Origin of the sequence: Geobacillus kaustophilus (genome assembly GCF_000948285.1) — a bacterium.
GTDB classification, from domain to species: Bacteria; Bacillota; Bacilli; order Bacillales; family Anoxybacillaceae; genus Geobacillus; species Geobacillus thermoleovorans_A.
On sequence record NZ_JYBP01000003.1, the window covers coordinates 1,142,961 to 1,164,914 of the forward strand.

Annotated in this window: 19 protein-coding genes and 1 pseudogene; 13 read left to right on the forward strand and 7 right to left on the reverse strand. The window is 54.1% G+C overall.

Translation table 11 applies throughout. From position 1 onward, the window contains the following. Positions 1-4 precede the first annotated feature (4 nt). Genes LG52_RS06210 through LG52_RS06220 form a run of 3 tightly spaced genes read right to left on the reverse strand, consistent with a single transcriptional unit; the run spans position 5 to position 3,773 of the window. On the reverse strand, positions 5-1,153 hold the full coding sequence (locus tag LG52_RS06210) for a Ger(x)C family spore germination protein (protein WP_044731290.1): 1,149 nt from the start codon (positions 1,151-1,153) through the stop codon (positions 5-7). Then, entirely contained in the window at positions 1,150-2,685 is a 1,536-nt protein-coding gene (locus tag LG52_RS06215; protein ID WP_044731291.1) for a spore germination protein, read from the reverse strand. Before LG52_RS06215 ends, LG52_RS06210 begins: the two co-directional genes overlap by 4 nt. Then, the gene (locus LG52_RS06220; RefSeq protein WP_044731292.1) at positions 2,682-3,773 is read right to left on the reverse strand and encodes a GerAB/ArcD/ProY family transporter; all 1,092 of its coding nucleotides are present in this window, start codon (positions 3,771-3,773) and stop codon (positions 2,682-2,684) included. Before LG52_RS06220 ends, LG52_RS06215 begins: the two co-directional genes overlap by 4 nt. Before the next feature lie 280 nt (positions 3,774-4,053). Here LG52_RS06220 and LG52_RS06225 point away from each other — a divergent pair, with 280 nt between their 5' ends. The 4 genes from LG52_RS06225 (at position 4,054) to LG52_RS06240 (ending at position 7,849) form a co-directional block, all read left to right on the forward strand. Further along, positions 4,054-4,776, forward strand: coding sequence for a DUF421 domain-containing protein (locus LG52_RS06225; protein WP_044731293.1), 723 nt, complete (start codon positions 4,054-4,056; stop codon positions 4,774-4,776). A gap of 119 nt (positions 4,777-4,895) precedes the next feature. Then, the gene (locus LG52_RS06230; protein WP_044731294.1) at positions 4,896-5,303 is read left to right on the forward strand and encodes a GntR family transcriptional regulator; all 408 of its coding nucleotides are present in this window, start codon (positions 4,896-4,898) and stop codon (positions 5,301-5,303) included. Continuing rightward, on the forward strand, positions 5,269-6,168 hold the full coding sequence (locus LG52_RS06235) for an ABC transporter ATP-binding protein (RefSeq protein WP_044731295.1): 900 nt from the start codon (positions 5,269-5,271) through the stop codon (positions 6,166-6,168). The genes LG52_RS06230 and LG52_RS06235 overlap by 35 nt, the downstream gene beginning before the upstream one ends. Further along, a complete protein-coding gene (locus LG52_RS06240) occupies positions 6,143-7,849 on the forward strand; it encodes an ABC transporter permease (RefSeq protein ID WP_044731296.1) in 1,707 nt (568 codons plus the stop codon). Before LG52_RS06235 ends, LG52_RS06240 begins: the two co-directional genes overlap by 26 nt. Before the next feature lie 43 nt (positions 7,850-7,892). Here the strand turns inward: LG52_RS06240 and LG52_RS19690 are convergent, their stop codons facing one another. Continuing rightward, positions 7,893-8,120 carry a hypothetical protein gene (locus LG52_RS19690; RefSeq protein ID WP_044731297.1) on the reverse strand — a complete coding sequence of 76 codons (228 nt, stop codon included), beginning with the start codon at positions 8,118-8,120 and terminating at the stop codon, positions 7,893-7,895. 128 nt (positions 8,121-8,248) lie between these two features. Here LG52_RS19690 and LG52_RS06250 point away from each other — a divergent pair, with 128 nt between their 5' ends. The 8 genes from LG52_RS06250 to LG52_RS06285 all read left to right on the forward strand — a co-directional run bounded on the left by LG52_RS06250 (position 8,249) and on the right by LG52_RS06285 (position 18,784). Next, a complete protein-coding gene (locus LG52_RS06250) occupies positions 8,249-9,874 on the forward strand; it encodes a spore germination protein (RefSeq protein WP_044731298.1) in 1,626 nt (541 codons plus the stop codon). Continuing rightward, entirely contained in the window at positions 9,871-11,079 is a 1,209-nt protein-coding gene (locus tag LG52_RS06255) for a Ger(x)C family spore germination protein (protein ID WP_044731299.1), read from the forward strand. Before LG52_RS06250 ends, LG52_RS06255 begins: the two co-directional genes overlap by 4 nt. Positions 11,080-11,121: 42 nt before the next feature. Further along, entirely contained in the window at positions 11,122-12,225 is a 1,104-nt protein-coding gene (locus LG52_RS06260) for a GerAB/ArcD/ProY family transporter (RefSeq protein WP_044731300.1), read from the forward strand. A 227-nt stretch (positions 12,226-12,452) separates the two neighbouring features. Continuing rightward, complete coding sequence (locus LG52_RS06265; RefSeq protein ID WP_044731301.1) at positions 12,453-13,898, forward strand: SpoIIE family protein phosphatase; 1,446 nt, start codon at positions 12,453-12,455, stop codon at positions 13,896-13,898. 12 nt (positions 13,899-13,910) lie between these two features. Next, complete coding sequence (locus LG52_RS06270) at positions 13,911-14,336, forward strand: ATP-binding protein (RefSeq protein WP_044731302.1); 426 nt, start codon at positions 13,911-13,913, stop codon at positions 14,334-14,336. Positions 14,337-14,429: 93 nt separating this feature from the next. Next, positions 14,430-14,849 carry an STAS domain-containing protein gene (locus LG52_RS06275; protein WP_044731303.1) on the forward strand — a complete coding sequence of 140 codons (420 nt, stop codon included), beginning with the start codon at positions 14,430-14,432 and terminating at the stop codon, positions 14,847-14,849. Positions 14,850-15,258: 409 nt separating this feature from the next. Next, entirely contained in the window at positions 15,259-16,995 is a 1,737-nt protein-coding gene (locus LG52_RS06280) for an ABC transporter ATP-binding protein (protein WP_044731304.1), read from the forward strand. Beyond that, the gene (locus LG52_RS06285) at positions 16,979-18,784 is read left to right on the forward strand and encodes an ABC transporter ATP-binding protein (protein WP_044731305.1); all 1,806 of its coding nucleotides are present in this window, start codon (positions 16,979-16,981) and stop codon (positions 18,782-18,784) included. Before LG52_RS06280 ends, LG52_RS06285 begins: the two co-directional genes overlap by 17 nt. A gap of 158 nt (positions 18,785-18,942) precedes the next feature. Here LG52_RS06285 and LG52_RS06290 read toward each other — a convergent pair whose 3' ends face one another. The 3 genes and pseudogenes from LG52_RS06290 to LG52_RS06300 form a co-directional block, all read right to left on the reverse strand. Further along, positions 18,943-19,590 (reverse strand): MOSC domain-containing protein, encoded by a 648-nt coding sequence (locus tag LG52_RS06290; protein WP_044731306.1) that lies wholly within the window; start codon positions 19,588-19,590, stop codon positions 18,943-18,945. A 64-nt stretch (positions 19,591-19,654) separates the two neighbouring features. Next, positions 19,655-19,756 (reverse strand): annotated as a pseudogene (locus tag LG52_RS19695) (LLM class flavin-dependent oxidoreductase); the annotation flags it as partial. Positions 19,757-20,023: 267 nt separating this feature from the next. Further along, positions 20,024-21,010, reverse strand: a complete 987-nt coding sequence (locus LG52_RS06300; protein ID WP_044731308.1) for a hypothetical protein — start codon at positions 21,008-21,010, stop codon at positions 20,024-20,026. 140 nt (positions 21,011-21,150) lie between these two features. On the opposite strand from LG52_RS06300, the gene LG52_RS06305 reads away from it, so the two are divergent. Further along, on the forward strand, positions 21,151-21,714 hold the full coding sequence (locus LG52_RS06305; RefSeq protein ID WP_044731309.1) for a thioredoxin family protein: 564 nt from the start codon (positions 21,151-21,153) through the stop codon (positions 21,712-21,714). The last annotated feature ends 240 nt before the right edge of the window (positions 21,715-21,954 follow it).

The window sequence follows — 21,954 nt, forward strand, 5'->3', positions numbered from 1 at the left end:
CTTTTCAATCACCGGCCCGGTAATTCAACTTTTCTTTTCCGGATGCCCCGATCGCGAGTTTGACGCTCACGGACAGCGTGTTGTCGCCGAGCGGGATGAGGCCGTTGGACTGATGTTTTTTCCAAATATTTGGACGCTGGCGGTACAGCTGTTCCGACACATTCAACGTATCGATCCGCCACGCCTTGCCGAGTTCATACAGGCGGCGGATCTCCTGCTTCACCGTTTGTTCCGCCAGTTGGACCAGTTGTTTTCGCGAGAGCGGCTTGCGCAGTTCGATGATGCTTCCTTGCGCCTCGACTTGGACAGCAAACGCGGGTTCTCCGTCCTTCGCCTTGACTGACCATTTGGTTTTTGGATTGCGGACGACAAGCGAGGCGATCGTTTTCCCTTTTTGTTTGACATAAATCGGGGTGCGGCGAATGTCGTGTTCGAGCCAGCGCAGTCCCTCTAGATCGGAACGGCGGACGCATCCTTGCAGAGTATAATCGTGAAGAAAACAAACACCGGAAACCGCCAACATCGGTTTTGGCTTTTTATTTTCGATCCAGCGCCGGCGGTCGATCGTTAAATAAGGAAGCCTTGTCGTAGCAGCTTTTTCATCCATATCGGCAATCAGCCGGTTGAGCCGGATCGGGCGGATGAACGAACTTTGTTGAAAGATTTCTTCCGGGTTGGACAACAGCGAATAATAGGAGGAAGCGTTTAACAGCGGCGTCGCTTCAAACAGCTCGGACAGCGGCTCATCGGTGGCGTACACCCATGCCGTATGGCGAATTTCGTTGTAACGGTTCAGCACGTCGATCACATCGGCCACGATGCCTTTTTGCAAGGCCCGTTTGGTAAAGACAAGGCTTTTTACATGATCCCATGACACCCTTTGTTGAATGGAAGGGTAGATTTTGTCGGTCGCGATATTAAACGTTTCGCCGGCCGCTTTGCCGATCGAAACGGCTGCTTTCTCTTTGCCGCCCCCGGCTTCGACTTTGGCGAGGGCGGTGAATCCGACCAGCTGGACGTAGGCGATCACTTGGCCGTTTTTGTAATCGACTCCGATCGAATGAACGTACACAATATGATCAATGTTGCGCGTATCCCAGCAGCCGCCAAGCAAGATGACAGAAGCGATAAAGGGAAGGAGCCGCTTCCTCATTTTCGTTCCCTCTCTTTCGCAATGAGATCATTCGGGCGCACAATGCGGTCGCGCGTAATGAACTGCTTCCATGTGCTTGGGATGAACACTTTCCCGATATCTTTTGAGGGCGGCGCCAGCGGCGTGAGATATGGAACGCCGCAGGTGCGCAAGTTGACGGCATAGGTTAGGATCAAGAACAGCGACAGAATAAAACCGAACAGGCCAAGGAAAGAAGCGGCCGTCAGGACAATAAAGCGCAACAAGGTGATGCTGCCGGCGATGTTTTGATTGACAAGCGTGAACGTCGAGATGACAGCAATGGCGGCAATGACGAGCGTCGCCGGGGCAGCGAGCCCGGCGTTGATCGCCGCCTGGCCGATGATTAAGCCGCCGACGACCGACAGCGTCTGCCCGATGGCGATCGGCAGCCGCATCCCGGCTTCCTTAAACACTTCAAACAAGATCATCATTACAAACATCTCGAGCGGCACCGGAAGCGGGATCCCTTGGCGCGACAAAATAAGCGTCGCCAGCAAGGTAAATGGCAGCTGATCTGGATGGAAGGAAGTCAGAGCGACCCAGGCCCCCGGCAAATAAATGGCGACCGAGGTGCCGACAAGCCGGAGAAGGCGCTGAAACACGACAAACAGGAAAAACGTGTTGTTATCTTCCGACGTGTTCAGCAAAAAGGTTAAATTGCCCGGACCGATCAGGGCGATCGGCGCGCCGTCGACCAAGATGATAAAACGGCCGTTGAGGAGCGAATTGACGGCGAAATCGGGCCGCCCGGTATAGCCGAACATCGGGAACAAGGAAAACCGGGTGTCGGACAGCCACTCCTCAATTTGATTGGTGCTTGTCACCGAGTCGATGTACAAACTGAGCAGGCGGCTTCTCACCTCATCGATGATGGCGGTGTTGGCAATATCATCGACATAAAGGAGCCCCACTTTTGTCTGGCTGCGCGTGCCGATGACAAACGGTTCATAGACGAGCCGGTGCGAGCGCAGCCGCTTGCGGATGAGCGCCACGTTTTTGCTGATTTCTTCAATAAATCCATCTTTGGGCCCGCGGATCGATACTTCCGTGTTCGGCTCCTCCGGATCGCGGTTTGGCGGGCTGGCGAGCGGCATCGTGTACAAGACATCGGCTTCGTGAAAATAAATGAGCAAATCGCCGCTAAATAACTTGAAGTTCAGATCATCAATCCGCACTTCTTTTCCCATATATTCAAGCGCCGCCGGTTTGCGGACCTCGATGTCGGCGGCCGAAAAGCATGGATGCTGTTCGCACAGCTCGCGGAACATCGGATAGATGGCCTTTTGCAGCATTTGCGTATCGCACAGCTCCTCACAATAAATAAACAGCAAATGCACTGCAGCTGCTGAGCCGTCAGGCAAAAGGGATGGAATCGCGGCTTCCGTCATGATGACGTCAGGGCATTTGGCGTACATCGTGCGCAATGCCTCTTCGGAGATGATGACGGTCTCGAGCCCTGTGTAATCGTCTTTCAACCGCTTTCCTTCCGCGGCGCGCATCGGTCGTTTCATCGTGTCATCCCTCTTTTCTTTTTGCGGTATGCCAACAAAGCGAAACCACTCAGCACAATGGACAGCGCAAGACTAAACAGCAGCGATGCCGGCAGCACCCAATGTTTGACAAAATGCAAAAACTGTTCATCGCTGACTGGTGCCAGCGCTGCCAATGTGATTGCCAAGTAGAGGACAATGAGCACCCAACGGCGGGTTTGCGGATGACGGATCGGCAGCAGTTCCACAATGAGCGCCGTCGACAAAGAGATGCGGATAAAGGCGCCGGACAGCCATTGATAGACCGACAGAAAATCGACATGCTCAATGTACGTCCCTAAACTGACCATCCGCCATTGCTCAAACGCCGGGTAGCGAAGGCGCGTCGCCTGCTCGGGGCCGAATTCGGTGATGGCTCCAATCGTCGGTCCAATGCTCAGCCCGGCGGTGAAGACGGCGATGGCGGCGAGCGCTTTCCATGAAAACGGGTGGGGCAGGCGATGGGAGAGAAACAAAAGAACGATCACCTCCGCATATCCCGCTCCGGCGTACATCATGCCGTGCAACACGGGCGTAACGCCGTGCTCGAGCATCGGCTTAAGCAGCGAATAGTCTTTATGGGGAGTGGTCGACAGCATGACGAAAAAACCAAACACGATGACGAACGGGCAAATGATCATTGAAGTGTTGGCAATTGAGTCGATGCCTTGGTACGCGTTATAAAAACAAACGGCCACGATGACAAGAATCAGCGCCCACCTCGGCGTCGCCGTCAAATAAGAGGTGGTGGTGAACGTGATCGTATCGTTTAACGTGACAAAACTGTGCATAAGCAAAAAAGCGCTGCTGCCGCCGGCCACCGCATAAGCGGCCGCGCTCGAAAACCGGCTTTTCAGCCAGTCGAACAGCCGCTCGCCGTTCAGTTGTTTGATGGTGAAATAAAGAAGCGGCAGCCAAACGAGCAAACTTCCCAACGCTCCCAAGGCGGCGATCCATGCGTCGCGGTGGGCGGCCTCAAGCATAAAGGGGATGATGACATGATTCATCAGTCCGACTGACAGCATGATCATCAATAACAGTTGCAGGGCGCTAAGCGGCTGTCCGTTCATCATGAATCCCTTTCTTTCCATGCCATCTCCAGAGGACGGGTGATGTAGTGCAAAAGGTTGCTGATCCCAGCTATTTTTTGTAGAGAAACCTTGCTGAACCGGCTTCTTTTCTGATGAAATGCCGCCGATTGGCGCATTGGCTTTCTAAAACGATAGTATTTCCAGTCTAGGGGAATTTATCCGTTCAAACGGCAAACCACCAGCGAAACTTCTCAAACGGAAGAGGGCACAATACAGGGAAGAAAGGGAGAAAATGAACGGCATGCAAGGGGGGCGCAGCATGAAATGGCTTCATTTGACGATAGAATTGGCTGCCGGCTTTATTCTGTTGTTCGCTGTCGTGAAAATCGCCGGCAAAAAGCTCATCAGCCAAATGAGCCCGTTTACGTTTATCTCGGCCATTGTCCTTGGCGAGCTGCTCGGCAATGCCCTGTATGACGACCATATCCATCTTTGGTATATCCTCTACTCCATCACCCTTTGGGGAGCGATGCTAATGACGGTGGAATATGCGAGTCAAAAATGGCTTTCCTTCCGTTTATGGAGCGAGGGCAAACCGACGGCGCTCATTCGGAACGGAGTCATTGATTACGAGGCCTTGAAAAAAAGCCGCTTGACGCTCAACCAGCTGCAAAGCTTGCTCCGCAAACATGAGACATTTTCGATCCGCGAAGTGGCGTTTTGTTTTTTGGAGGCGGACGGGGAAATCAGCGTCCTCAAAAAAGCCCATTACCAAAAAACGACACGTGAAGATTTCCAGCTGCCGCCCCACCCGGTGCATGTCCCGGTGACGCTGATCCGCGATGGCCAGCTGTTGGCAGACGAATTAGCGGAGCTTGGGAAAACGGAGCAATGGATGGCCGCTGAACTGCAAAAACAAGGAATCATCTCGCTAAAAGACGTGTTGATCGCCGAGTGGCTCGAAGGAGATGGGTTGTTTGTTCAGACGTATCAGCCCGCCGAGCGGCAACGGCCAACGCGGCGGCAAACGGCGTCGAAATGAGATGCTGAAAGAATCCGGGAATGGATTCTTTCTTTATTTTGGAAAAAACTCTTGCCTTTCTTCTGTTTCATGTGTACTATTAGTTATAGTACGGTTGTGATAATGAGAGGAGGAGGGAGATGTTTGAGCTCGATTGGCGAAGCCGCCAACCGATTTACGAGCAGCTGATTGACAAAATGAAAGAAATGATCGTTCGCGAACTATGGCAGCCGCACGATCAGCTGCCATCGGTCAGGACGATGGCGAAACAGCTGATGATCAACCCAAACACGATTCAAAAAGCGTACCGCGAACTGGAACGCGACGGCTGGATTTATTCGATTCCAGGGAAAGGAAGTTTCGTTGCACCGCGCTCGAAAGAACCAAACATCGAGGCGATCGCTGCGGTCCGTGAGCAGTTTGTCCGCCTTGTCAAGGAAGCATGGTTTTTAGGGGTGACGAATGAGCAGTTATGGCAATGGCTTATAGAAGGGGAGAAAGAGGGGGAGAATCGTGATTCAACTTGTGGACGTGACGAAAACGTTTGATCGATTTGCCGCCGTCAAGGGCGCGAACATGATGGTGCCGAAAGGATCGATTTACGGGTTGCTCGGCCCGAACGGCGCCGGAAAGACGACGCTGCTAAAGATGATGGCCGGCATTCTTCGCCAAGATCGCGGAACGATTGCAGTGGACGGGGAGGATGTGTGGGAAAATGTCCGCATCAAGCAACGCCTTTTGTTTTTGCCGGACTTTGTCTACTTTTTTCCGCACGCGACGATTCGACAAATGGCGGATTTTTACGAGCAAGTGTATCCGTCGTTCAGCCGCGGTCGGTTTATGGAATTGCAGTCCGTCTTTGCGCTTGATCCGAACAAAAAGATTCAGCAATTTTCCAAAGGCATGCAGCGCCAAGCGGCGTTTTGGCTCGCCTTTTCCGTCCGCCCCGATGTGCTTATTATGGATGAGCCGCTTGATGGGCTCGATGCATTCGTCCGCCGTCATGTGAAGCAGCTGTTCATAGAAGAAGTGACCGAGCGGGAGATGACGGTCGTCGTTTCGTCGCACAACTTGCGCGAGCTCGAAGATTTATGCGACATCGTCGGATTGATGGCGCAAGGGACCGTACGGATGGAGCGCGATTTAAACGAGCTGCGCGCCGGGATGCATAAAATTCAAGTCGCGTTTCGCGGCGGATTTCCGAGCGAGTTGACGAAACACCTTGACATCGTGCATCGCGAGGAGCGCGGCAGCATCGTTCTTCTTGTCGTCCGCGGCGAAAAGCGGCAAATCGAGAAGACCGTCAACTCATTTTCTCCGCTCATTTTTGATGTATTGCCGCTGTCGCTCGAAGAAATTTTCTTGTATGAAATGGGGGGGGCCGCTCATGTCTGCGAAACGGTTATCGGCTAACCGCGCGATGTGGACGCAAAATGTTCGCCAAATCGGCTGGATTGCCATCATTCATCTGCTGTTATGGCTGGCGGCGATCGTGTTGCCGATTGGGCTTTCGTACTCGCAATATGATCCAAAAGTCGGAAATGTGCCGCAATGGAAGAACGTATACTATATATCCAACGGGTTCGAGACGCTGATTGCTTGGCTTGTCCCGATCTTGGCGGCAGCCGGTGTGCTTCGCTATATGCACGAGAAACGGTCAGCTGATTTCATTCATAGCTTGCCCATCCGACGCACCGAACTGCTTGTGGGGCAGATGGTCTTTGGCTGGCTTATGCTCGTGGGACCGCTGGTTGTGGCAGCGATCGCCGCCATCGGCTGTCTATTAGGGCTTGATCTTCCGTGGCCGATTGGGGCCTCTGACGTATGGCGCTGGTTCGGTGAGACGTTGGTGGTGGAAACGGTCATTTTGGCCCTCGGCATTGTGGTCGGTGTGCTCGTCGGCCAATCGATCGTTCATATCGTATTAACGAACATCGCTCTCTTTTTTCCGACGGGCATAATGGTTTTGTTGTTTAGCAACTTGCCGTTATGGTTGTATGGATTTCCGGGTGGGTACTATTTGTCGGAAAAGCTGATGGATTGGGCGGTGCCGATTCGTTACGCGATGCTGACGGATCGATCAATGGATGCGGAAGAAATTGGGATGTTGTTGCTGTTGTCGCTTCTATTTTTCGGTTTGTCTATTTGGCTGTACGAGCGGCGTCCGACGGAAGCGGCCGGGCAGGCGTTGACTTTTTCGATTCTTCGTCCTCTGTTTGTGTATGGTGTGGCGTTTTGCATGTGCTTGACCGGTGGGTTTTACTTTGGACAAGTTGGACAGGAGTGGGGATGGACCATCTTTGGGTATGTCGCGTTTTCGCTCATCGGTTATGCCATCGCGCAAATGGTCATGATGAAAACGTGGCGCGTCTTTCATAAGTGGAAAGGGTATGTGGCTTTTGCTGCTGCGATGACGGTCTTATTTTTGGCCGTGCGCCTCGACCCAATCGGATACGTGAGCCGCGTTCCTGAGTTTGCCGACATTGAGAAAGTATACTTCGGCCAGTCGGTGATGAACTGGCAATATCATGACAGAGTTGGGAGCGAGTTTGAACAGTACGATCAGTTTTTGCGCACGAACGACAACATCAAGGCGGTACGGGCGTTTCACGAGCAGCTTGTGCACGATCAGCCGCTGCCGTCTCATTTTGGCAACGTCCATCCGGTTGTGATCGGCTATGTGCTAAAAGACGGCACGCGCCTCATCCGCCGCTACGAAGTGCCGGTTGAGGCGTACAAGCCGTATTTTCAGCGCATTATGGAATCGAAAGAATATAAACAGCAATATTACTTATTGCTTCGCCCGGGAGGCTATTCACCGATCCGCCAGGTGACGATACGGAACGTGAACACCGGGCAGGAGGCGGTTGTGCTGGCCGAGCCGAAGGAGATTGACTCGTTTGTGGACGCCTTGAAGCGAGATTTGTGGAATAAGCCGGTTGATAGTTTTATCGGCGGGGGACGCGTATGGAACGGGGAGATCGAGCTTTTGCAAAGCGACGGCGATTCATTCAGCCTCTCGCTCGATGAATACAACCTCCATGTGCGTCAATGGCTAGAAGAGCGGCACATGTGGGAGAAAATCGAAAAATGACAGGAAAACGGGCAGGGGAAGATTCCTGCCCGTTTCATTTTTGTCAAGAAGCCGTTTTTTTCCGCCGCCAAAGCCATACGGCCAACAAATCGAGCGCCCAAAAAAGAAGAAACAGAAATAAGATGAACATCTCGGGAGTCTCCATGACGCGGAATGGATTGATGACGTTATGGAACGACTGATACAACGTCAGTCCCATCAGCCAATCCATTCCGACAGCCGTGGTGATCAATAGCAGCGCAAAGGTGAGGGAGAGGAATATGACGTTCAATGTCAGTCACCTGCCGCTTTTTCTGTTAGTGTTCACCTGTTCATCGGAAACGATGCGCCGCTGTATACGTTTTTCACCTCTTGTCTATAATGGAGGATAACATGATGCGGAGCGAGGAGGAGAGGGGCATGCTGTTTCAATGGGGGATGCGCCGGCAGCAAGGACGGATGAACGACAACGTGCAGCAGGAAGGGCCGGACCATAGCGGCGAGGCGTCGGATGTCCCGCAAGAGCCGCTTTCTGCTGAACTGGCCGTCAATATTGACATCATTCGCCAAAAGACCGGAGAGAGCAACGATGTCGTCATCCGCCGTTTTGCGTTGGGCCAGGAATGGCAAATCAAGGCAGCCATTATTTTTGTCGACGGCCTTGTCGATGAGAAAAATGTGTACGAATTTGTACTGACGCCATTGCTTCAAGCGTCGTTTCCGCTGGCGCTTGAGGAAAAAGAACGGTTTCAATGGATCGAGAAAAAGCTCGCCGCGGTCGGCGGCGTGAAACATATTTCTGACTGGGGGAAGCTCTTTTTTGAGCTGTTTTCCGGAGCGACGGTCATGCTCATTGACGGGGTGCCGTTTGCCGTCAGCGCAAGCACAAAAGGCGGGGAATATCGTTCGATTGAAGAGCCGCAAACACAAATCGCCGTCCGCGGTCCGCGCGAGGGATTTACGGAATCGTTGCGCACGAACACCGCGATGATCCGCCGCCGCATTAAAAATCCGAATCTTTGGCTGGAAACGATGCAAATCGGCACCGTGACACAAACGGATGTCGCGATCATGTACATCAAAGGCATCGCCAATGACGAGATTGTCAAGGAAGTGAGGGCGCGCCTGCGCCGAATTCAAATCGACAGCGTGCTTGAATCGGGCTATATTGAACAATTAATTGAAGATCAAACATTCACAACGTTTCCGACGACATATCATACCGAACGCCCTGATATCGTCGCTGCCAACTTGCTCGAAGGGCGAGTGGCAGTGTTCGTGGAAGGGACGCCGTTTGTGTTATTGGCTCCCGCTGTGTTTATTCAATTTTTCCAGGCGGTGGAAGACTACTATGCCCGCTTTGATATCGCCACCGCCCTCCGATTTTTGCGTGTATTGATTTTCTTTCTCTCACTTGTAGCCCCAGCGATTTATATCGCGGCGACGACATTCCATCAGGAAATGATCCCGACCCAGCTTGTCATCGCCATCGCCGCTCAGCGCGAGGCGGTGCCGTTTCCGGGATTCGTCGAAGCGCTCGTCATGGAAGTGACGTTTGAAATTTTGCGCGAAGCAGGCGTCCGCCTGCCGCGCGCCGTCGGCCAGGCGGTGTCGATCGTCGGCGCTTTGGTCATCGGCCAGGCGGCGGTTGAAGCTGGGTTCGTCTCCTCGTCGATGGTCATCGTCGTTTCGATCACGGCGATCGCCAGCTTTGCGACGCCGTCGTTTGCCATCGCCATTTCAGCCCGCCTCATCCGCTTTGGGCTGATGTTTTTGGCGGCCATGTTCGGGTTTTACGGCATCATGATGGGGTTGTTGGTCATGATTCTCCATTTATGCGGCTTGCGTTCGTTTGGGGTGCCGTACATGTCGCCGCTCGCCCCGTTTATTCCATCGAACGTGGGCGATACGTTGTTGCGCGTGCCGACGTGGATGTTTCGCGAGCGGCCGCGCCTCATTAACCAAAAAAACATTGTCCGACAGTCGGGCGAGCAAAAGCCCGAGCCGCCGGTGCCATCGCGTCAAGAGAAGGGGGATGGATCGTGAAGCGGATTGTTGCTGCCGTCCTTCCTCTTTTGGTTTGTGCTGGGTTATTGTCAGGCTGTTGGAGCAAAAAGGAGTTGACTGATTTAGCGTTTGTCATTGCTGTGGGGCTTGATAAAACGAAAGATGGGAAGTATTTGGCTTCATTTCAAGTCGTCAACCCCGGGAACGTCGCCGGCGCGACGCAGCGCGGGGGAGGCGCGGCCGGCGTGCCGGTGTCGATTTACACGTCGACCGGCGACAGTTTGGTCGAAGCGAGTCGGAAGGCGTCGGAAAAGGTGTCGCGTCTCCTTTATTATGCGCATACAAACTTGGTCGTCATCGGTGAAGAAGTGGCGCGCGAAGGGTTGGATGGGGTGTTTGACGCCATGGAGCGCAACAACCAGTTTCGGACGACGGCGCGCTTGGTCATCGCTCGCGGTCAATCGGCTAAAGATGTGCTTACCGTGCTGACGCCGGTTGACAAAATTTCTGCCAATCAAATTATTAAAACGCTGGAATTTTCTGAGATGGCTTGGGGGCAAACGATCAACGCCGATGTTTGGCAGGCGATTCGCAGTTTGGCGTCTTCGGGGCGCGATCTTACCGTCACCGGCGTGACAATCGAGGGAAATCCGAAGCGCGGAAAATGGCAAACGAACGTGCAATCATCAGTGCCGGACGCACGCGTCAGTTTGGAGGGGCTGGCGCTGTTTAAAAAAGGCCGTCTTGTCGGCTGGGTGGACGGGCCGCCGGCGCGGGGGATTGTCTGGGTGCTCGATCGGATTAAGCAAACAAACATCACCATTCCGTGGAAGGGAAAAAAAGAAGCCATTGGCTATCGAACGGTGCGCGGGAAAACGGACATCAAGGCGACGGTGAAACACGGCCGGCCGACGGTTTCCGTTCATATTCGGGCGGAAGGGGATGTGAGCGAAGCGCGCGTGCCCATTGATTTAGCGGATGCCGGCGTGCTGTTTCAATTGGAAAAAGACATTGAGCGCCATGTTAAAAACGAGGTGAAGCAGGCGATTGAAACTGCCCAGCGCGAGCGGACCGATATTTTTGGATTCGGTGACGCTGTTCACCGCGTAGACCCGCGCTTATGGAAGAAAATTGAGAAAGAATGGAATGACCGATATTTTCCAAATCTTGACGTCATGGTGACTGTAGATATGTATATCCGCCGCACCGGCTTGCGGAACAAACCGTATGTAGAAGCAGAATGAGTCCAACGGGGAATATGGATGAGGCAAAGGCGGTGAGACCGGTTGGAACCGATCAAAATCAATGCGCGTCAACTGTTCGTCCTTGTCGTGTTGTTCGAACATGGCAGCGCCATCGTCATTCCACTCGGCACGAGCGCCAAGCAAGATGTATGGATCGCCATTTTGCTTGGGCTGGTGCTCGGATTGCTTTTATTTGCTGTATATGGGCGTTTGTTCCGCTACTACCCTGACCAGCCGCTGATCGTCTATATGCAGCACATCGTTGGGGCGCCGCTAGGCAAATTGTTAGGGATGATATATGTGACGTATTTTCTTTACATTGCCGCCCGCGTGCTGCGCGATTTTGGCGAGCTGTTGTTGACATTTGCCTACCCGGAAACGCCGCTGTTTGTGTTAAACGCCATTATGGCGCTGGTTGTCATGTACGGCGCCTATAAAGGTTTGGAAGTGTTGGCGCGCACCGGCGAGCTGTTTTTGGCGCTGCTTTATGTGTTGGGGCTGTTCGGATTTGTGCTCGTGTGTGTTTCGGGAATCATGGACGTCTTGCAGCTGCAGCCGATGTTGGAAGAAGGATGGAACCGAGTGTGGAAAACCGTGTTCACGGAAACGTTGTATGTGCCGTTTGGTGAGATGATTGTGTTTACGATGTTGTTTCCGTATATGAACAACCCCGCGAAAGCAAGCCGGGTGGCCATCGCCGGCATGGTGCTCACCGGGGTGAACTTGGCGATCATTGCGGCGATCAATATGGCCGTTCTCGGACCGGATGCGGCGTCGCGTTCAGCGTTTCCGCTCCTTGATATGATCCGCCGCGTGCAAGTCGCCCATTTTTTCGAGCGGCTTGATGTTTTTTTTATGATTGCGCTCATTATCGGCGGTTTTTTTAAAATCTCCATCTTTTTTTATGCCGGGGTCGTCGGGGCGGCCCACCTGTTTAGTGTCTCGAGGCATCAGCGAATTATTTATCCGCTTGGATTGCTTGTCCTGTTTTTATCTGTTGCCATCGCCAGCAACTATGCAGAGCACATTCATGAGGGTCTGGGAATTGTCACCATTTACTTGCACATCCCGCTGCAAATCATCATTCCGGTGCTCTTGCTTCTGATCGCGGCGATTCGCCGGCGGTTTGGACAATCGGCAAAATAAGAAAAACGGACTAGAAGATTTATGCGGCAGCAAGCAGGAAAAACGACAAAAGAACACGAATACAACAATAACCTGTTCCTACGGGGAACAATGGGGCGAAAAGTGGTGCTGAACATGCAACCCGAAGGCGGGGTGGAAACAACCCGGCGCCGATGCGCGTTTTTGTTTCGGGAAGCCGGTGTCAGCTGAGGGTTATCGATTTGATTATAACGAAAAAGGGTTGAACGATGGTGAAGGCGAATGTACAGGCGATCGATCAGCTAGACGCGGAACAGTTGGGCAGCGGCATGGTGATTACCGACCGTCAACTTTCGATTGTTGCGGTCAGCGAGCCGACGCCAAGATGGCTCGGATTTGCCAAAAACGAATTAGTCGGGCGGCCGGTCGGCGTTCTGTTTTCAGCCGAATGGTCGGCCGCGTTGTTGGACGGCATCGCCGAGGCGGTAAAAAAGGACGGATGTTGGCAAGGAGAAGCGCGCCATGTGGCGAAAAGCGGGAAAGCATATACGAGCTGGATGAACGTCTATCGGTTGTCAGGCAGCGAGGGAGAATGGCTCGTTTGGCATTTTGTTGAACAAACCGCTGTGCCTCCGGCTGATCGACCGACGCCGTCTGAGTTGCTCGAGGTCATTTACGATTCCGCCCCGTTTGCTGTTGTTCCGGTGGCGGCTGACGGAACCGTGCAAGATTGGGGGCTTAGTGCAGAGCGGCTGTTTGGGCGCCGAAAAGAAGAGGCGGTCGGCCGCCCGATATGGTCGCTCTTTCGTTGCGGCAGCCAAACATGGCTTCCGTTTCCTCCTAAAGAGCAGCGATGCGGCGAAGGGATGGTGCAGCGCCGGGACGGCACGTCCGCCAATGTCGCCTATACGGTCATTCCCGTGCTTCAGGCGGATGGATATATCGTCCTTGTCGAAGACGAGACGAAGCAAAAGCAAAAAGAGGCGGAGCGGCGGCGCCAAGTCGAGCTGGCCAAAAAAATTCAACAAAATTTGCTGACGCCGCTCATTCAAAACGAGGCAGTGACGATGGATGCTGTGTATATTCCGTCCGATGACCTGTCGGGCGATATTTACGCGTGCTACCAAATCGATCTATACCGCTACGGGGTCATCGTCATCGACGTGATGGGGCACGGCATTTCGTCGGCCTTGGTGAGCATGTTGCTCCGCTCGCTTTTGCGCGGATTGATCGTGCGCGTCATCGATCCGGTCTCGGTGGCGAGCGAGCTGGAAAAGCATATGCAAACGTTGTTCCCGGATGAGGCCAACGCCATACGCCACTTATTTTCCATGATTTATTTAGTGATTGACACGAAAGAGCGGAAAATTGAATATACGAACGCCGGCCATCCGGCTGGGTTGCTCGTTTTTGACGATGGAAGCGTCCATGAGTTGGACAAAGGCGGTTTGGCGATCGGCAGCCCGTTTTCCTTGCCGTTTGAAAAAGGGGTGATTCATTACGACAAGCGGGCCCGCCTCCTTTTGTACACCGATGGCATTTTAGAAGAGATTGACCCGTCGATTTTGCAAAGCATTGAAAAAATTCGCTCATGCACGCAAATGTGCCGCCATTTGCCCGATAAACGCTTCCTTGAACGTTTAATCAGCCAAGGCCCGCCGCTCGCCAGCCCTTCCGACGACATTTGCTTATTGTCCATCACGGTTCATGGATAGGCGGGACGCTTTGTGGTGTGCGAATGGATCGTGCGCTGCCGGGCGGACGAGGAAGCGGTTTTGGTTTGCCATTTCCTCGCGGAGCAGGCTGCTTCGTTGTTTGCTGTCCGTGATGCGGAATTGTTTGTGTTGGCGGTGCATGAAGCGGTCGTCAATGCCATCAAAGCCGTTCAACGGGAGGGGGTGGAGGCGGGGACGATTTCGCTCTCCTTTTTCGTCACGAGCGCCGACGTGACCGTGGCGGTTGAGGATGAGGGCGGCGGCGTTCCGGCGGAAGTGATCGAGCAGCTCGATCAAATGACGCTCTCCGATGTATTGCTCTCCGAATCCGGGCGCGGATTGCTGCTCATCCGCGAGATTATGGATGACGTTATATGGGTTGAGCGGAAGGGCGGCCGTCGGATGCTTGTCATGAAAATGAGTCGGAGGGCAACGTAACTGGATTTGGTGCAATGATGCACCCATGTGATCGGAACGAATGCGGGTGGTGGCCGAGGGCAGGGCATGGCTGGTCAACGATAGGGGGATACAATGAAACAGCATCGGTTGTCGTTTGAATTGGAAATGGTTGTAGAACGCGCATACGAATGCATCAAGCTAACTGGACGACTCGCCTATGATACGCAGCTCGCGGCGGAACAAAAGCTGGCGACGGCGGTGGCTGCTGTCAAGCGCCGCCTTGTCGTTGTCGACGTGAGCGGCCTTCGATTTTTGGACAGCACGGGGCTTTCGCTCCTTGTCCGCTTTTTTAAGCAAATCGTCAGCGAAAGCCGCGCCATGGCCATCGTCGTCCGGGATAACGCCTCTATAGAAAAGATTTTGCTGATGGCCAAGCTCGACCGGCTGCTGCCGATCGTTGGCGATGAACAACAGCTGTTGTCCCTTGCACCGCCAAGCTCTTTCGACCATATGAGCCAGGAGGCGCTTTATTCGGCATGGTGTCAGCGTTAGTCATAGACATGGCTCTCATGCCGAATCAACCGGAAGGTTTCACATCTCGCTGGCCCAAAAGCGTGTTGTCTATTTTTCCGACTGCTTGAGCCAAGGTGTGACGGAAGACTGAACACCCCCCTGCTTCACAGACCTATGCATGGGTCTGGAAGCGGTGTTGTTCCGTCTCCCGCCAGTCGGGCGTCTCGATAGAAACGACTGAACAGACCAGTTGTTCCCCTATTGCCGCCGATGAACCCCGAGCGACGAGGCATTCGCTCGGGGGTTTTTCCTCTTGAACGGGAGCATCTCCGCTTCTGCAAATGCATTCTCATTGTCAAATAAATATTTCGTGTTTAGAATAAAATTATACACAACGATGAACGGCGGCTGGGCCCCCGATCGGAATGGAGAGGAGAGTGGCGCAGACATGGGGCGGGTGCTTATCTATTTGCGGCCATACTGGAAGTGGATGGCGTTAGCTTGGTTGTTTATGTTGATCGAGCTCATCATCGAGCTTTGGCAGCCGCTGTTGATGGGGAAAATCATCGACGATGGCGTCATGAAGCAGGATGTTGCGGCCATTTTCACGTGGGGAGCCGTGATGCTCGGGGCGTCGCTGTTGGCGTTTGCCTCGGGTATCGCCAACTCATTTGCCGCCGCTTATGTCGGGCAGGAGTATGGATTTCGGCTGCGGACGGCGCTGTTTGCCAAAATCCAATCATTTTCGCTTGCGCGCATCGAGCAGCTGTCGCCGGCTTCGCTCGTCACCCGAATGACGAACGATGTGACGCAAGTGCAAAATATGTTGTTTATGAGCTTGCGCATCGCCTTGCGCGCGCCGCTTCTCGTTGTCTTTGGCGTTGCGATGGCGTTTGTCGTTCATGCGCGCCTAGCGTTCGTTTTGGCGGTGGCTGTTCCACTATCCGCCGCTTTTTTATTGTGGGTTGTACAAAGGGCAGCGGCGTCCTTTTCCGCCGTCCAACGAGCGCTTGATCGCGTCAACGGCGTGATGCGCGAAAATTTGGCCGGCATGCGTCTCATCAAAGCGTGGATGAGAAACAAATACGAGCAAGAACGATTTGCGGCGGCGAATGATGAGCTCATGGAGCGGACGATGGGTGTGCTTCGCCTCGTTGAAACGATCACCCCGATATTGTTGGTGGTGATGAACACCGCCATCATCGCGCTGTTGTTTTTCGGCCGCCTGGATGTTGAGTTTGGCGCGGCGAGCGCCGGGCAAGTCGTCGCTGTCGTCAACTACGCGACGCGGGCGACGGCGGCGTTGTCGATGTTTACGTTTATTACGATGGCGTTTTCACGGGCGCGCGCCTCGGCCGCCCGCCTCGCTGAACTGCTTGAGGTGCCAGAAGAACGAAGCGGGGAGCACAGAGCCGATGGGCCGATCGTCCGGCGCGGGGAAATTCGTTTTGAGCACGTTTCGTTCCGCTACCCGGACAGCAGGCACGATGCGCTCTCCGACATTTCGTTTGTCATTCATCCGCAAGAAACGGCGGCGATTTTAGGGGCGACTGGTTCCGGCAAATCGACGCTTCTTCAGCTCATCCCCCGTCTGTATGAACCAGACGCCGGGCGAGTGTTGATCGACGGCATCGACGTGCGTGAGTTTTCCGCGGAGAAGTTGCGGGCCTATGTTCGTTTTGTTCCGCAGGAAGTGCTGCTATTTTCCGGAACGGTCGCCGACAACCTCCGCTTCGGCAAGATGACCGCGACGATGGAAGAGATCGTGAAGGCGGCTTGTGATGCACAAATTCATGAAACGATCACTCGGTTTCCGGATGGATACGACGCGCTGATAAGTCAAAAGGGCGTCAATTTATCAGGCGGACAAAAGCAGCGGCTGTCGATCGCCCGCGCCTTGGTTGGGCAACCGCGCATTTTGCTTTTGGATGACAGCACAAGCGCGCTCGATGCAGAGACGGAAGCAAAGCTCCTCGCAGCGTTGCGGCGGTATGCGTGCACGACGGTGATGGTGACGCAAAAGGTGAGTACAGCGATGGCGGCGGATACGATTTTGCTTTTGGAAGACGGCCGCCTGATCGCGCAAGGAAGCCATGAACAACTGCTGGCGACAAGCGAACTGTATCGACGCATCGTCGCCACACAGGAAGGAAAGAAGGGATCGGTGGATGTCACTACGGCATAGCCCGCACGGAGCGCGTTTTGGCGCAAGTCCGCAGCGGGCGAAAAACAGCGTCGGCACTTTGCGGCGGCTTTGGGTGTTCATCGCTCCGCAAAAGCGAAAGTTGTTTGCGGCTATGGCCATGGTTGTCGTCAGCTCAGCGCTGGCGCTTGCTGGGCCGTACGTCATCGGCCGGGCGGTCGATGTGTACATTGTCGAGCGGAGGACGGACGGTTTTTTAGCGACACTCGTTTTGCTTCTTGCCATTTATATTGCCCTTGGCGCGGCGACGTTTTTGCAAAACTATTGGATGATCGATGTCGGCCAGCGGACAGTGCGCGGGATTCGCGAACAGCTGTTTCTCCATTTTCATGAGCTGCCGATTTCGTTCTTTGACCGCCGCCAGCAAGGGGAGCTGATGAGCCGGATTACAAACGACATCGACAACATGAGCCAGACGTTTAACAGCACCGTCGTGCAAGTCGTCTCGAGCACGCTTACGCTGATCGGCGCGATGGCGGTGATGCTTTCGCAAAGCGTTTTGTTGACGATCGTCGCCCTTGTTGTCGTGCCGCTCATGTATGCCGGCATGCGCTGGATCACCAACCGGACGCGGGTGCGTTTCCGCGAGCAGCAGCGGGCGCTCGGAGAAATGAACGGCTTTATCGAGGAAGTCATTTCCGGACAGAAAGTCGTCAAGCTGTTTTCGCAAGAAAAGCGCATGGAGGCGGAATTGGCGCGCAAAAATGCCGAGCTGAAACGCGCCGGCTTTTGGGCGCAGACGTATTCCGGCTTCATCCCGAAGCTGATGAACTTTTTAAACAATGTAAGCTTCGCCCTCATCGCCGGCGTCGGCGGGTGGCTGGCGGCCAAAGGAGCGATTTCGGTCGGCACGATCGTCGTGTTTGTCGAATACGCCCGCCAGTTTACCCGACCGCTTAATGACTTGGCCAATCAATGGAACACGTTGCTGTCGGCGTTGGCCGGCGCCGAGCGGGTGTTGGAAATTTTGGATTTGCCGAAAGAAGAGGAAGATGAACGGGAAGCGGCGGACGTCGACAAGCTGGATGGGCGCATCGAGTTTCGCCAAGTCTTCTTTTCCTATGACAAACAGCGTCCGGCGCTCGATGACGTCACGTTTTCTGTCGCCCCAGGGGAGACGGTTGCGCTTGTCGGCCCGACCGGAGCGGGCAAAACGACTGTGTTGCAGCTGTTGACCCGTTTTTACGACCCGGATCGTGGGGAGATTTGGATCGACGGCCGCGACAGCCGAACGATCAAGCGGGCGAGCTTGCGCCGCCATATGGCGTTTGTGCTTCAAGATCCGTTTTTGTTCACTGGAACGATTCGCGACAACATTCGCTACGGCAGGCTTGAGGCGACCGATGAAGAAGTCGAGGAGGCGGCGCGCCAGGCGAACGCCCACTCCTTTATTATGAAGCTGCCGGACGGCTATGACACCGTTTTGGCCCCAGGAGGCGGCGGAATCAGCCAAGGGCAGCGGCAGCTGTTGGCCATCGCTCGGGCGATGATCGCCGACCCAGCCATTTTGATTTTGGACGAAGCGACGAGCAACATCGATACGGTGACCGAAGTGCGCATTCAAGAAGCGCTCGCGCGGCTCATGAGCGGCCGGACGTGCTTTGTCATCGCCCACCGGTTGAACACGATTCAACATGCCGACCGCATCCTTGTGCTCAACGAAGGCAAGGTGATCGAACAAGGGACGCATGAAGAGCTGCTGGCTGCAAAAGGATTTTATTTCCAATTGTATCAGCACTATTGGTTGCGCAATGTGCATGTGGCCCGATGAGGAATGCGCCTGCGCGGCGACGTCGCTCTCCCGCTGAACCGAAAACGAGCGCCGCGATCGTTGAACAAAGCCATGTTTCGCGAGGGTCGACGATCAGGCGCCTTTCTATCGCTATGTGAAACGCCGGCTTGTGTCGGGCTTGTCTTGCCAACATAGGCTTAAGGACGCGTTCGCTCGGAGAGGCGCTTTTGAAACGCTTCGCGCCAGCTCGCTGATAAGGCGGGATGGTTGGCGATTTGTTCCAGGGCAGCTGCATTGTCCCGCTCATGATAATAAATTTGATTGATATAGGCGATGGACAATGCTCCCGCGCCCCGCTCAACGAGAACGAGCGGCGCGCCCGGTTCAACGATGCCCTCTTGCAGGACGCGGAAGTAAAAGCCGCTTTTTCCTGTCTGGCAGACGGCTTTCGGCAAATCGGACAGCTGATGTTTGAAGGCCAATTTGGAACACGGCTGGCGCGGCTGCGACACTTGCACGAGCGCCGTGCCGGCGGCATAAATGTCGCCAAGGCACGCATCGTCTTCGGTCAAACCGGAAAGCGTCCAGTTTTCTCCAAACGCGCCGGCGGCAAACGGACGGCCGTATCGCTCTTCCCAATAGGTAAAATGTTCTGATGGATAGGCGCAAATCGCTTTATCTTCGCCGCCATGGTGGATGAGATCGGCTTGTCCATCTCCAGCCAAGTTTTGTTTGCCGACGGCGATCGGCCCGGCGACCGGGGTTTTGTCAATGCCGGTCGTCATCAGTCGACCGTCAATGTTGACGGTTTTGGGTTTGCCGACGTTAATAGAGATAATCCGCATCGTTCGTTTCTACCCCCCACATCGTTTCGGCAATGAACCGGAATGAGGTCAGTTTATCAGAAAAATCATAAAATTGAGCGAGACGGACCGTGTTTTCCAGCGCTTCTTCCGCGGTCGTGCCTTCGGGGATCGGCGATTGGTCAAGAACGCTGAGCTTTAGCGGCATGATCATTTTTCCTCCCTCTCGAAATGTTGATGTATCAAGGCTTTCTTTTCCTTGCGGTTGCATGCTCTCCCGCCTACGCTCACGCGTGGAAGTGGGGGTCTTCTCGGCGCGAGATGATAAAAATGGTTAGTTCTTATTATGGGATGTTTCGTTTCTTGTTGTCCATTGATTTGCTTTTGCCATCCAACGGCAGCCAGCCAAAAAACAGCCCGCCGTTTCAGCCGGCGGATTGCGGTGCGGTAGACGCCGAAAGATGGTGACAGCCTTCTACAAGCGGATCGGGTTTTTTGGTTCAGCGGCTTGGCGGTCGATTTTTTGGCTGCGCCCCCGACCGGAAAAGAACGAGGAAAACAGTTGTTTGACGCTGTCAACGATAAAGGAGCATCGTTCATACAGCGCTTCTTTTAAGCTATCGAGCTGGCGGGTCACTTTGTATTGCGCCGCCTCTTGCGCCTCAAGCCGCTCGATGACTGTCTGGTGAAAGACGCGCTGCAACTCGAGCTGTTCCACTAATTTTTGGTACAGTTTTTCTTGCCCTTCGAGGCGGGCGGCCATTCCTTCGGCTGTTTGTTCCCGTTCAGTCGATTGCCGCTCAAGCCGACGCATCGCTTCACTTTGCGCCGTCAACGCTTCGATGACGGCTTGGCGCGCTGTTTCTTCTTTTGCGAACTGCTCCTCCCATGCGCGCCGCTGTTCGTGCTCCATCTGCTCGTGAGCGTTGATCGATCGTTCAAGGCGGGCCAGCGTTTCGGCGAGCTCCGCTTGTTCTCGTTGTTCGGCAGCGAGCCATTGCTCGAGCCGGGCGAACGCTTCCGCCCATTGCTTGTTTTGCTCCGCCTGCAGGTTTTGCCCGGCATTAGAGGCATTAATGAAGCGCCAAACAGTTTCAGTTAGTTCGCGATACAGCTCAGTTTGCTCGGTTTGGCTTGCCGCCACCATCCCCTTGAGGTCATCCAGCGCCTTGACGAGACGTCCGCTATGCTCGGCTTGTGCCGTTTGTCCGGCGGCAAGAGAACGTTCAAGCCAAGTCAAGGCATCGGCGATTTTCTCACGATCATCGGCTTGCTGCTTTCGTCCTTCCTCCACCGCCAGCTTGAGGCGAAGGAACGCCTCGGTCAATTGTTCAAGCAGCTGAGTTTGCTCTTCAATCATTTGTTCCGTTTTTGCGCGTCGGTAATAAAACACCGAATGCGAGGGGGGAGGCGGAGTGGCACCGTACACGTGCGGGGTCATCTGTTTGTTCATGTAAATCAATGGGAAAAGCCTCCTTTCCATTCGTCTATGTAGCATCATATGCCGCTGCCGCTCGGTCGGTTTGGGCGGTTTATTTGTGGCGTTCCTCTCTCTTTTGGTATAATTAAAAAGAGAAAAAAATGGAAGAAAGGGTGTTAGGTATGCCAGCTGTCGAATCGAATATGTTTCCGCTTGGCAAACAAGCGCCTCCGTTTGCCCTCACGAATGTCATCGATGGCAGCGTCGTTCGTCTTGAGGATGTGAAATCGGACGCAGCGACTGTCATTATGTTCATTTGCAACCATTGTCCGTTTGTCAAGCATGTGCAGCATGAACTTGTTCGTCTCGCAAACGATTATATGCCCAAAGGGGTGTCGTTTGTCGCCATCAACTCCAACGATGCTGAACAATATCCGGAAGATTCGCCGGAAAACATGAAAAAAGTGGCTAAAGAGCTTGGCTACCCGTTCCCATACTTGTATGACGAAACGCAAGAAGTGGCGAAGGCGTACGACGCCGCCTGCACCCCGGATTTTTATGTTTTCGACCGTGAGCTGAAATGCGTCTACCGCGGCCAGCTTGATGATTCGCGGCCGAACAACGGCATCCCGGTGACCGGAGAATCAATCCGCGCCGCGCTGGACGCCTTGTTGGAGGGCCGTCCGGTGCCGGAAAAGCAAAAGCCGAGCATCGGCTGCAGCATTAAATGGAAGCCATCCGCGTAAACTGTTGCTTGACTTCTCGTTGTCGAACGAATATGATGAAGAAAGCGTCATTCGTTTGCTGCGGGATCATCGCAAGCCGTGCCGTTGCCGCTCATGAAGCTGGCGCGGCTTTTTCGTTGCCCGCTGTCCGCTTGACAAATTCACACTGGCGCCGCCGCGGAGCGGCAAGGATGGATGAGAGGCAGGGCTTCCATTGTTTTTGTGTTTTCTTCGAGTTTTCATAATAAATGTTATGTAAAC